8 protein-coding genes are annotated in these 10,030 nt (G+C 42.2%); 2 read left to right on the forward strand and 6 right to left on the reverse strand.

Going from position 1 to position 10,030, the window contains the following annotated elements; genetic code table 11:
* Positions 1-2: 2 nt before the first annotated feature.
* The 4 genes from AACZ11_RS09425 to AACZ11_RS09440 form a co-directional block, all read right to left on the reverse strand.
* Positions 3-1,994, reverse strand: a complete 1,992-nt coding sequence (locus tag AACZ11_RS09425) for a cytochrome c biogenesis protein CcdA (protein WP_290626889.1) — start codon at positions 1,992-1,994, stop codon at positions 3-5.
* Positions 1,995-2,001: 7 nt separating this feature from the next.
* Positions 2,002-3,312: a tRNA lysidine(34) synthetase TilS gene (gene tilS, locus AACZ11_RS09430; protein ID WP_290626890.1), complete on the reverse strand. Its 1,311-nt coding sequence runs from the start codon at positions 3,310-3,312 to the stop codon at positions 2,002-2,004.
* A gap of 238 nt (positions 3,313-3,550) precedes the next feature.
* The gene (gene pabB, locus AACZ11_RS09435; protein WP_290626891.1) at positions 3,551-4,846 is read right to left on the reverse strand and encodes an aminodeoxychorismate synthase component I; all 1,296 of its coding nucleotides are present in this window, start codon (positions 4,844-4,846) and stop codon (positions 3,551-3,553) included.
* Complete coding sequence (locus tag AACZ11_RS09440; RefSeq protein ID WP_290626892.1) at positions 4,846-5,388, reverse strand: NAD(P)H-dependent oxidoreductase; 543 nt, start codon at positions 5,386-5,388, stop codon at positions 4,846-4,848. Before AACZ11_RS09440 ends, pabB begins: the two co-directional genes overlap by 1 nt.
* Before the next feature lie 212 nt (positions 5,389-5,600).
* On the opposite strand from AACZ11_RS09440, the gene AACZ11_RS09445 reads away from it, so the two are divergent.
* Positions 5,601-6,782, forward strand: a complete 1,182-nt coding sequence (locus AACZ11_RS09445) for a hypothetical protein (protein WP_290626893.1) — start codon at positions 5,601-5,603, stop codon at positions 6,780-6,782.
* A gap of 92 nt (positions 6,783-6,874) precedes the next feature.
* On the opposite strand, the gene lpdA is transcribed toward AACZ11_RS09445, so the two are convergent.
* Positions 6,875-8,275: a dihydrolipoyl dehydrogenase gene (lpdA, locus tag AACZ11_RS09450; protein WP_290626894.1), complete on the reverse strand. Its 1,401-nt coding sequence runs from the start codon at positions 8,273-8,275 to the stop codon at positions 6,875-6,877.
* A gap of 151 nt (positions 8,276-8,426) precedes the next feature.
* Positions 8,427-8,888: an Lrp/AsnC family transcriptional regulator gene (locus tag AACZ11_RS09455; protein ID WP_290626897.1), complete on the reverse strand. Its 462-nt coding sequence runs from the start codon at positions 8,886-8,888 to the stop codon at positions 8,427-8,429.
* Between the two features lie 160 nt (positions 8,889-9,048).
* Between AACZ11_RS09455 and AACZ11_RS09460 the strand changes: the two genes are divergently transcribed.
* A partial coding sequence (locus tag AACZ11_RS09460; RefSeq protein WP_290626895.1) for an aminotransferase class I/II-fold pyridoxal phosphate-dependent enzyme occupies positions 9,049-10,030 on the forward strand: 982 nt, incomplete at its 3' end.

Consider the following 10,030-nt stretch of genomic DNA (forward strand, 5'->3'; position numbering starts at 1 on the left):
TTCTATTTTTTTGCTTCAGAAAAGTTCTTCAATCCTTCTTGCAGCCAATACAAGTACTCATCGGCATCGGGCGTATATGCCGCCGGTTTGTTCAAAAGGTTGTAATCAGCGTCCATCAACACATAATACGGTTGCGAATTGTTCTGAAAGTTAAGCGTTTGAAAAGTGGCCCATTTATCTCCTACTGTTTTGATGGTCTTGACGCCTCCCTTGGGTTTCAAGTAATGGAATTTTTCATCTTCCTCAAGTTCTTTCCTGTCATCTACATAAAGTGAAATAAGAATGTATTCGTTGTTAATCACATCGAAAATATCATCCCTGCTCCACACCTGCTCTTCCATCTTTCTACAATTTACACAGGCCCAACCGGTAAAATCAATCATTATGGGTTTCCCTGAAGCTTTTGCAGCTGCTACTCCGGCTTCAAAATCTTTATAGGCCTCTAAGCCTAAGGGTGCTTCCGTTTCCTTATCATACAAACTATAGAACAATGGCGGAGGAAAGCCACTTAACAATTTTAAATTTGCATAACTGGAATTGGTAAGTCCCGGCACCAAATATAACATAAAGGCAAAGCTCAATACACCCAGTAATATATTACCCGCCGGGGGTCTCTTCTTTTTCGGCCCGTCATGGGGAAAGCGAATTACACCAAATAAATACAACGCCATTCCCAGTGCGCAGAGGATCCAGATGCCAATAAAGATCTCCCGCTTCAATAAACCCCAATGTTCTACGAGATCAGCGTTGGAAAGGAATTTAAAGGCGAGACCTAATTCAATGAACCCAAGTACTACTTTCACTGTATTGAGCCATCCACCACTCTTTGGCAGGTTATTGAGCCAATTTGGAAACATGGCAAAGAGTGCAAAAGGCAGTGCAAGTGCCAGCCCAAAACCGCCCATCCCAAAACTAAGCTGCATGGCACCGCCATCACTGGTGAGGGAACCACCTAACAAGGAACCTAAAATAGGTCCCGTACATGAGAACGAAACGATGGCAAGGGTTAGCGCCATAAAAAAGATTCCAATAAAACCTCCTATACTGGTTGCTTTATTGTCCATCCTAGAGCTCCAAGAACTTGGTAAAGTGATCTCATAAAAGCCAAAGAAGGAAAACGCGAACACCATAAAAATGATAAAGAAGATCACATTAAGAGTTACATTGGTGGAGATATTGTTCAGGATCTCAGGGTCGAGCGAATCCAATAAATGGAATGGAAGGCTTAATAGCACATAGATCAAAAATATGAACAAGCCGTATAGGATTGCATTGGCCAGACCATTTTGCCTGTTCTTTGCGCTTTTAGTAAAAAAGGATACGGTTAAGGGTATCATTGGGAACACACAGGGCGTAAGTAAGGCGATCAAGCCTCCTACAAATCCCAAAAGAAAGATGGTAAGGAAGCCTTTTTCCTCGCCTTCGTCATCCGGTTCAAAGCGTTCTTTACCTTTTATATCTATGGACAGGGCAGCCGTCTTTTCCAGATCGGCTTCGGTGAGTTCTGCAGATGTGGCCGTAGCCGATGCATCGTTCAAACCCAATTTGAAGTTTTTAGTATCGGGAGGCAAGCATTTTTCATCATCACATACCGAATAATAGATCTCTACTTCAATAGAAAGACCTTCAGGGTTTATAATTCGGATGGGCTGTATAAAGACCGCTTTCTTTTCAAAAAAAACAATATCTGCTTCAAAGACAGGATCCCATATTGGATCAACTTCCGGTTCTTGGGTCTTCCCGATAAGCTCGAAGGTTTCAGCAGAGGCGTTGAATGCAAACTCTGTGGGGATTGGGCCAAGTTCTACATCGGCTTCTTCCTGACTGTAAAGATGCCAACCATCGTCAATCTTAGCAGTCATAATGACATTATACACATCGTCTTTTTCCTGCTCCACCGCTACCTTCCATGAAACGGGGTCGAGGATCTCTTGTGCGAGTATGGGAGAGAGAAATAAACCAAAGAAAATGAGGAGGGCAATAAGCTTTTTCATACTGTATTTAGGGAGTTGTTGTAATTTCTAGAATGTGTTCTGTTTTTTCTGTTGCCTTAAACCGATCGTCCATTCGCATTCCTACGATCCAAATAATCTGATCTTTGCTACACAACAGCCATATATTTTCTTTCGCCACCAAAGATAACTTTTCATCTTTAAAAAACTTGCTCAATTTCTTTTTTCCTTGCATGCCAAAGGGCTGAAAAGCATCCCCCTTTTGCCATTTTCGAAGCTGTAACGGAAACTGTATTTTATCCCTATCCACATAAATCGTACTAGGCGTGGTATTTCCTATCTTCTCGGTAGAATTAATCTGGAGCGGTATGGGATGATCGATTTTTTTTTCGTTTTCTGAAATAAAAATCTCGGTTCTATCCTCTTCCGAAGGGATTTCGGTAAGCAGAAACACATCCCTGTCTTTTAGCAAGCGGTGTGATCCCGAAAAAATCTGCTTTCCGGATTGTGCCGAAACCAAGTTTGAAATATCATCCCAAGAGGTAAATCCGAAAGGCGCCAACAACTCATAAAGCAATGCATCGGTATGCGGCAGTTCTTCCAGTTTCTTGGTGTCGATCTTATAGCCCCCGTCCATTTCTGAAATAGCCAAATTGTAAATAAGCGCCATATAGTCTTCAATGAGATCACGGCTTGATTGTAAATGTTCTTGTGTTGTTTTGAAATTCTGAAGCACTTGAGGTGCAAGAACTTTATACATGGGAAGCACGTCCAATCGCAGTTTATTTCGTAAATACTCGGTGTTAAGGTTACTGCTGTCCTCACGCCAATACCATTTTTCTCGCTTAGCAAAATCCATGATTTCTTGTCGGGAAAAAGGTAGCAGCGGTCGCACCACACGCTCGTTTTGCGCCGGAATCCCTGTTAAACCGCGTAATCCTGTGCCTCGTGAGAGATTGATAAAGAACGTTTCCAGATCGTCGTCTGCATGATGTGCTGTGAGAATATAGTCATATTGAAAATCCTTCAGTAATTCCTCAAACCAACGGTATCGCAATTCACGGGCAGCCATTTGTGTTGATAATTTAGTCGCGGAAGCATACGCTTTTGTGTCGAACGTTTCTGTATAGACCGGCACCGAAAGCCTTTCAGCAAGATCAATTACAAAAACCTCGTCCTCATCACTTTCTTTGGCGCGTAACGAAAAGTTACAGTGTGCTAAACCAATTTCAAACGTAAGCATGTGCATGGCACGTGCGAGGGCCACACTGTCCAGGCCACCACTACAAGCTACTAATAACTTCCTTCCGTTTAGGAAGGAAAGATTGTTTTTAATATGGTCTTTTAGTTTAACTAACAATGTAAAGTATGTCAGATTAATTAATGATTAGTAAAAGTAAGGAAAATGGAAAATGAGGAATTTATTAATTTTCATCATTCTTTTATATTCAATTTAGCGATTAAATAATTAAGTATTTTTTCCAATACAATACACTGTTATGCTACAAAATTAAGCAACATTTTAGCATCCCTTTGTAGAAAATCCAGTATCCCTCAACCTTTGTCCTATAATTCATTCCTTGCTTTTTACTCCTTTACTATCGCTCCAACACTTCCCGCATGGCTTTTGCTTTTAACAGACACTCTTCGTATTCGCTCTCGATACGAGATTGTGCCGTAATGGCACCGCCCACAGAGAAGCTTACATATTTTTTTTGAGCATTATACAAAATACTCCGGATCACTACGTTGAAATCGAAATCACCATTAGGTGCGAAATATCCCAATGCCCCGCTGTATACCCCACGCTTAGTATCTTCCAATTGCTCAATGAGCTTCATAGCCGAAATTTTAGGAGCTCCTGTCATGCTTCCCATGGGAAAAGTATTTTTCAGGATTGCTATAGGCGAAACATCGTCCTCTACCCGGCATGAGACGGTAGAGATCAATTGATGTACTTGCTGAAAGGTATAGACCTTACAAAGTTCATCCACCCGTACACTTCCTTTTTTAGCAATGCGGGAAAGGTCATTTCGCACAAGGTCTGTGATTATGATGTTCTCGCTTCGCTCTTTAGGATCTTCCAGCAATTCCTTTCGAATAGTAGCATCTTCTATGGGGTCTGTTGCTCGTTTGGCTGTCCCTTTTATGGGTTGTGAGATTACGTGATCTCCACGCTTCTTTAGGTAGCGCTCCGGTGAAGCCGACAAGATATAGTGATGACCCAGTTTGAGGAAGCCGGCAAACGGAGGATTAGAGATCGCGTTTAAATGGTGGTATGTTCTAAGCGGATCGATCGATGTACCTTCAGCAAAGAACTCCTGACAAAAATTAGCTTCGTAGATATCGCCACGTTCAATATGATGCAACAGCTGTGTTACTTTTTCAAAATAGGCCTCTCTTGAGGTGCGCAGCTGAATCTTTAAGGGGCTATTTTCTTTAGTACCTTCTGCTTCGGAAGTATCTGTATTCATAATCTCTTGCCAATCCTGTTCCATTTCCTCTGCTACCATGGGTAAATACTGGAGCGTGACTTCAGTTTCAGAAAATAGAAAAACTTTTTTAGGCTGAAAGAAATAGAGATCCGAAAATTCGAGGCCATCATAATTCGCAGACGAAAGGGATTCCAGATCGTTTTTTAGATCATATCCCAGATAACCAAACCACCAATCGCGATTAGCGAGGTATTCCTCCAAATCGTTAAAAGCACCGGCAGCATCGGTTACTAAAGATGTAAGTCCATCCACGGCCAACAAAGCCTCATATCGAGAATCCAATTGTTCGTATTGATTAGAGTCCAACCAAACCACTTCCTCATATTGCTGTGCCCATTTCAGGAAACGTTGCTTCACGCTATCGTCCAGCGAAAAAGTGATCTTTTTTTCACTGCGCATTACGAGTCGATTTGGTGCAAGAAATTTTGAAGGACATCGATAAATCCAAGGTATAAGGTCTCATTGGTGATTTTCTTTTCGGTTACTGAAAAGTTCTCAGAAAAGGAAGGAAAGGAAAAGCTTTCAACGATCTCTGCCCCAAAACGGGGTAATGTATCTTTTGTATAAGCCAATGCCGAAGCAGCTCCTCGTTTACCATTCGACGTACTCATAAGCAATACCTTCTTATCTTCTAAGAATTTTCGATCCAAACGAGACAGCCAGTCAGTCACATTTTTAAAAAAGGCAGAAACCATCCCATTGTGTTCATTCACAGAGATGAGTATGGCATCGGCCTCACGGATCTCATTCTTAAGTAAGGTTAAATCAACGGCATACCCGTTTTGCTTTTCGATATCTTCACTAAATAATGCCAATTTATAATCGGTAAGACGAATTACTTTCACTTCATGATCGGCTATTTGAGATGTGGCAAAAAGAACCAGTTGATGGTTGATGGACGTACTGCTATTGCTGCCTGCAAAGGCTAAGATTTTTTTCATTTTTCAAAGATATTCAATTTAAAAGAAACCTTTTCAAGGTCTTTTCCTACAAAAATATGCAAACATTAAAGTTAATTCTTACAAATCAAGTGCACTTTATCGAATTAAGCGTTCTATTCATCGAATAAACTTGAAATTCAAGCAGTTATGTTTGGAGGTGCAACAATTACGTTTTAATATTGCTCAACGATAACCCCAAATTATCGATACTTATGAAAAACACTACTTATGCAATTATTGCACTGTTACTTAGTGCATTTGCCCCCGCAATCGCACAAGTTGGAATTGGAACTACAAACCCAAGAAGTCTACTCGACATTTCTGCCTCAAGTTCAACAGCACCCACCAGTAGCGATGGGATTTTAATTCCTAGAGTATCTTCTTTTCCCGACAACGATCCGGGTGTAGATCAAGACGGAATGATGCTATTCCTTTCTTCGGCGGTAGGTACGAATGACAAAGGATTCTATTATTGGGACCACAATCAAACAAAATGGATCTCTGTAGGTTCGGAAGAATGGCAACCGGGAGTCAACAATTCCGGAGATAAGTTAATTTATGCTACTCGTGCTAAACTTACCGGTACCGATATGGTTATTACTGATGATGGTCGCATAGGCTTTGGTACGAGTGATCCGGTAGAACGTTTTGAATTTAGAGGTCCCGGAGACAATGATTTTCAAATTACAAGTGCCAATACCAATCCGCCAAACTTTATTCTATATAATACAGGAGGAACTATTGATGCCCCAACAGCGTTAGCAACCGATCAAGAAATTGGAGCTTTGGTGATCAAGACACACGACGGATCCGGCATTCGAGAAAATGGTGGTTTTAGATTCTATATGGATGGTTCACCCGCCCCCGGCAGTGTCCCTTCAAAGTTTGTGATCAGCACGACTCCTAACGGCAGCATTTCTCAAAGAGAACGTATTATTGTTCGAAGTACAGGAAATGTAGGAATTAGTGAGTCAAATCCAACAGCATCGTTACACGTACGTGCAGGTACATCAACGGCTGGATCGGCTCCGTTAAAATTCACGGCCGGCACCAATCTTGCGGTGGCAGAATCTGGTGCTATGGAATTTGATGGTTCTAACCTGTATTTTACACCTTCAACAGAAAGGCAAACCGTTTTTAAGGGTTATACGAATACCGCTTCTCTTAATTTTCCTACCATTACGGCAAATAACGCTTCAGATTTGACTATTACAGTACCCGGTGCAGATATTGGAGACGTTTGTAATGCATCACCGAGTGGTGCTATAGAAGCCGGTCTTATCTGGAATAGTTTTGTAAGTGCCGCCAATACTGTAACGATTAGAGTTTCCAACGTTAGAAGCAGCACGATTGATCCCGTTGCTCGCTCTTGGAAAGTCAATGTAACAAAATAATGTGTTCATCGATCCCCCCATACAATGATTGATGAAAAACAAAAACCATCTGCAAACGCAGATGGTTTTTTATTACATGCGAATTGAGTTTCTTACACGTGAAGAGCTCTGTCTTCGGTAGCCGCCAAAGCAGCTTCTTTAACCGCTTCTGCATAGGTTGGATGCGCATGGCTCATACGAGCAATATCCTCGGCACTTGCCCGAAATTCCATAGCCGTAACCGCTTCAGCGATCAAATCGGCGACACGGGCTCCTACCATGTGTACTCCCAATACTTCATCGGTTTCTTTATGAGAAAGGATCTTCACAAATCCATCGGTATCACCGCTGGCACGAGAACGTCCTAAGGCCCGCATAGGAAATTGCCCTACTTTAAAGGCGACCCCTGCTTCGGCGAGTTGTTCTTCGGTCTTTCCTACCGAGGCTACTTCAGGCCAGGTATAAACAACGCCGGGAATTAGGTTGTAATCGATATGTGGCTTCTGTCCCGCAATGGTTTCAGCAACAAATACACCTTCTTCTTCGGCCTTGTGCGCTAACATCGCTCCGCGTACCACATCACCTATGGCATAGATATTCTTTATGTTGGTCTGTAGATGCTCATTCACTTCCACCATACCGCGTTCATTGATCTTTACTCCGGCATTTTCAGCCTTTAATCCATCGGTAAAGGGACGTCTTCCAACAGAAACCAAACAATAATCACCTGTAAAGGTCACTTCGTTATCTTTCTTGTCGGTTGCAGTAACGGTCACTTCGTTCTTCTTACGAGTTACGGCAGAAACTTTGTGCGAAACATAGAATTTCACACCTTGCTTCTTCATCACTTTGGTAAGTTCCTTACTTTGGGCACTGTCCATGGTCGGGATGATCCTGTCCATATACTCAACCACCGATACCTCCGCCCCCAGTCGGCGATAGACCTGACCCAACTCCAACCCTATCACACCACCACCAATAACGATGAAATGCTTGGGCACTTCGGTGAGTTTTAGTGCTTCGGTTGAGGTAATGATGCGTTCTTTATCAATTTTTATAAAAGGCAAACTGGCAGGTTTACTGCCTGTAGCTATGATGGCATGCTTGGCCTCTATGGTTTGATTCTTTTCACCGGTGATCTCGATGTGTGTAGCATCTTTAAACGATCCTGTTCCCGTAAAAACGTCTACTTTATTCTTGTTCATCAAGAACTCGATGCCTTTTGTGGTTTGATCCACGACCGACTGCTTTCGGTCGATCATCTTTTTAAAGTTGAGCTTGATCTCCCCTGGGATCTCGATCCCGTGCTCCTCGAAATGCTTTAGAGCATCCTCATAATGGTGCGACGAATCGAGCAGCGCCTTACTAGGGATACATCCCACATTTAAACACGTGCCTCCAAGAGTAGTGTATTTTTCGATGAGTGCGGTCTTCATTCCCAATTGGGCGCAACGAATGGCCGCTACATATCCCCCGGGACCGGAACCAATTATTGCAACATCATAGGTGCTCATAAAGTAAATTTTAGATTAACGATTTACCGAGGTAATTACTTCGGTCTTTGCTGTTGCAAAAGTACAAATGTTTTATCGTTGAGCAAGACCGTTCTCTACCGAAAATTCGCTTTCCTTTTTCTTCTTCGGAAAGAAATGAAGTCTTAAGAATTCAGCTAAGTGTGAGTACTGTTGTATTCTTCACTTTACTAATTGAAAATGAACTTTGCGTACTTCCAATATGTTGTAGTGTGGTCAATTTTGAAACCATAAACGTTCTAAAATGTTCCATATCCTTCACCAATACCTTTAGCAGGTAGTCGTATTCACCACTTACATGGAAACACTCCAGTACTTCGGAAAGCCGGGTAACTTCCGATTCGAACTTGGTGACATATTCTCTGGAGTGTTGTGTCAATTTTATTTGACAGAACACCAACAACTCCAGGTCCACTTTTTCCGGTTGCACTAACGCTATGTATTTTTGAATCACCCCTTCCCGTTCCAGTTTTTTGATCCGCTCATACACTGCAGTAACCGAAAGATTCAATTTATTGGAAAGTGCTTTATTGGTCTGTTTGGCATTGTGCTGTAAGTGCGCAAGCAATGCTTTATCGGTATTATCTAAAGGTATCATTCTGAAAAATTTTCAGCAAAATATATAAAATGAATTAAATACCGAAAAATTTTCAGCATAAATACACTATGCATGTTTTATTATCTATTATTTGAGACATTTATTGACTTTAAATCTACATACAAGTATCTTTGAAGCATACTAAATTCTGAAAACTATGACCTTCAAACCAGCAGACAAGATACAAGACCTTCAATATTTTGGAGAATTTGGCGGTGTGAATCCCTCCATATCCGATTCCTCAACCTACACGTTCCTATCGGCTAAAACCATGTTCGATACGTTCGAAGGAAACGCCGAAGGGTGTTACTTATATTCCCGACACACTACGCCCTCCAATCTATATTTGGGCGAAGCATTAGCTGCTATGGAAGGGACTGAGACTGCGAATGTTACGGCCAGTGGTATGGGCGCCATCGCACCAACCATCTTCCAATTTTGTGAACAGGGCGATCATATAGTTTCGAGCAGGACGATCTACGGGGGTACGTATGCTTTTCTTAAGAATTTCACGCCGCGGTATGGCATCAAGACCTCCTTTGTCGATATCACACAGTTAGAAATGGTTGAAGCGGCAATCACGAACAAGACCAAGATTCTTTATTGTGAGTCGGTAAGCAACCCATTATTGGAAGTAGCCGATCTAGAAGGCTTGGCAAAGATCGCCAAGAGGCACAACATTCCTCTATTGGTCGACAATACCTTTTCCCCGCTCACTATCTCACCTAAAAAACTTGGAGCCGATGTCGTGTTACATAGTTTAACAAAATTCATTAACGGGAGTAGTGACACTATGGGGGGCGTGGTATGTGGAAGTCAGGAATTGATCGATACACTCCGCAACGTGAACGACGGTGCCAGTATGCTTTTGGGGGCTGCAATGGACAGCTTACGGGCAGCTTCCATTTTAAAGAACCTTCGTACGCTCCACATTAGAATGAAGCAACACAGTCATAACGCCCTCTTTCTGGCTGAAAAATTTGAAGCCGATGGTATTAAGACAGTGTATCCGGGGCTCGCCTCACATCCCGGTCACGCGTTGTTCAAGCAAATGATGAATAAGGAGTATGGTTTTGGCGGTATGCTAACGATAGATGTGGGGAGTTTGGACAAGGCCAATGAACTTATGGAATTGATGC

The sequence above is a fragment of the uncultured Altibacter sp. genome (assembly GCF_963972995.1).
GTDB lineage: Bacteria > Bacteroidota > Bacteroidia > Flavobacteriales > Flavobacteriaceae > Altibacter.